Origin of the sequence: Fangia hongkongensis FSC776 = DSM 21703 (genome assembly GCF_000379445.1) — a bacterium.
In the GTDB taxonomy this organism is placed as follows: domain Bacteria; phylum Pseudomonadota; class Gammaproteobacteria; order Francisellales; family Francisellaceae; genus Fangia; species Fangia hongkongensis.
On record NZ_KB902262.1, the window covers coordinates 1 to 1,806 of the forward strand.

The 1,806-nt window shown below is 34.7% G+C and carries 2 protein-coding genes; one reads left to right on the forward strand and one right to left on the reverse strand.

What is annotated here, in order from left to right:
- Positions 1-307: 307 nt before the first annotated feature.
- Positions 308-805 (forward strand): hypothetical protein, encoded by a 498-nt coding sequence (locus A37Q_RS0108315; protein WP_018299816.1) that lies wholly within the window; start codon positions 308-310, stop codon positions 803-805.
- 11 nt (positions 806-816) lie between these two features.
- On the opposite strand, the gene A37Q_RS15040 is transcribed toward A37Q_RS0108315, so the two are convergent.
- On the reverse strand, positions 817-1,806 hold a 990-nt coding region (locus A37Q_RS15040), incomplete at its 5' end, for a hypothetical protein (RefSeq protein ID WP_035405054.1).

Consider the following 1,806-nt stretch of genomic DNA (forward strand, 5'->3'; position numbering starts at 1 on the left):
GATTAATGCAATCTCAGCGGGAATGGGAATGAATCTTAAGCATGTGATGAGGTTATTGACACCTGTTTAGACATACCTGACACAGATTAAATGAGTCACTCTGGTAGATGGGTTGGGTATTTGTGTCCTGCATGTCACTGTTTGATTTATTTTTATCCAGAAGAAGCTGGCTCAACTCAATTAGGGCATATCTTTGAGTTTTGAAATAAAGTTCAGTGAACAATAAACACACAAAAACAATGTGAAAAGCTACTTTTTCAGGGGCGACTAGGCTAACAGTCTATGTGTAATAAACTATGGTGTATAAATGACAGATTTAAATGATGTAAAATCAAGAGACTTTAATAAAGTAGAAATGTATAACAAAAATGAGCAAACTGGTAACTTTTGTTACGTAGTATTAGGAGATGTGCAAAGGTCTTATAACGATAAAAAAACCGTATCATCAGTTATGGATAGGCTTCGTTTAGGTAAGCATGCTGAAATGCATCAAACACTTAAAGAGGCTTATGATAGTGAAAAATTTGCTTATAACTCAGCTATTGTAAAGCTTGAAAAAGTAGAAAGTGGGACGGTTTCAGAAAAGAATATTTCACTACTTCATTACATTCCTTCAAAATATATAGGAGATACTGATCTTGAACGGATTGCCACAGTTAGCACAATAAACAATTCGCAATTTGAGCCTGTCAAGAGTGTCAGCAATCTCATTAGTAAGGATCAAATAAACTGCTTTCAGCAAGAGATGGAGTTATCAGTCATTAGCCAGCAAGAGATAAATGGAAATAGAACAGTTACTAAGTAAGAGTGATTATATTAAGATTGCTGACGGTTTTGCAGCCAACCTTTAGCCTGTTGGGAGTAAACACCCATTACGATAAGAGGCTTATAGTTATTTAACTCGGAAGCACTCAAACAGTGACTAGGATCAGCTGATTGGTTTGTATAGTAGCAATAATCTCCGATACTATTTGTGAATGTTAAGCCAGTTTGGAGGTTATTACTGTTTGTTGTTAAATAAATAAAACCTATATCTGAGTGAGAAATTGTAATATGACTATCAGGTGTAGCATTTGAGTTTTCTTCAAAGTATGCGATCGTAACATCAGGTTGTAGGTAGGCATTATCAATATAAACTCTATTAAGGGTAAGGCTTATCGTTCCCACATTATAATAGCGGTATAATAAATACACTTGATTAGAGCTGTTGTTATATACTTTTACATTGCTGAAGGTGATATTGTAATTATTCCCTCCCCCTCCATTCAAATTGAAAATATTTTTTGCTTCAGTATCACCATGAAAAACAACTTCAATAATTAAATTTTCAAAGCAAATGTTGTTTATCATCCTATTATCGCGGCTAAAAGGAACAGGGTTGGCAATGATTTTAGCGCTATTGCTCCCATCGATGACAAGGCCGCTAGGGAAGTTTAATTTCTCGTCTTTTGAAATATCATAAACTGCATTTGGCATCAATTTAATGGTAACGGGGTGGTCTTTATCAAGCTTCGGTGTGATTTTATCTGACTGTGCTAGTTTAATTAAATCAGATAAGGATTGCCCATTTTTTGCATAGATGACACGTTCATTTAAAGTAAAACCATAAGGTTCAAGATTATTAATTTGTTTGGATATTGCATCTGTTTTTTGTTGATATTTATCGTCAAGGTCACTGATGTTGGTCGAAAGGGTGTCTGTTTTTTGCGCAACATCATATTTAAGTTCATCAACACTATTTTGGGCTTTATCGGCAGCGGTTTTGATGTTATTAATTTGAGATTTAGCTTCACTCGCATTTTTGGC

What these genes read in the sequence shown, in the direction of transcription:
- A37Q_RS0108315 (WP_018299816.1), top strand. Translation starts at nt 308, where the DNA reads ATGACAGATTTAAATGATGTAAAATCAAGAGACTTTAATAAAGTAGAA.